Origin of the sequence: Streptomyces sp. NPDC035033 (assembly GCF_040636735.1) — a bacterium.
Taxonomy (GTDB): domain Bacteria; phylum Actinomycetota; class Actinomycetes; order Streptomycetales; family Streptomycetaceae; genus Streptomyces.
The window spans coordinates 58789-59183 of record NZ_JBEZUZ010000044.1 but is presented as its reverse complement, the minus strand read 5'-3'; positions in this window follow the sequence as shown (position 1 = coordinate 59183).

The window sequence follows — 395 nt, the reverse complement described above, 5'->3', positions numbered from 1 at the left end:
CACGGCGGAAGCCCCCGTCGGGCGCGGGGGCTTCCGTCCGGCGCGGCACGGTGCGGAGTCAGGGCCGCGGCGTACCGGCCGTGCGCGGGGGCGCGTGGTGCCGCCGGCCGCGCCGGGCGTTCCCGTCGTCGCCGGGCGGTCGCCCCCGGTCGCGGACGGCGGGACCGCCGCCCCGCCCGCTCGGTCCCTCCTGCCCGTCCCGTCCGCGCGGCGCGTCGGGGGTCACGGCGGGAGCGTGCGTGCGGCTCTCCCCGCTCCGGCCCGAGGCGCTGGGGTCCTCGGACGGGACCGCGGCCTCCGGCGGTGTCGCCGGAGGGCGGGTCGGGCGGCGGGGCGGGCGGACCGGGGGGGGGGGGGGGGGCGGGGGGGGGGGGGGGGGGGTGGGGGTTGGAATG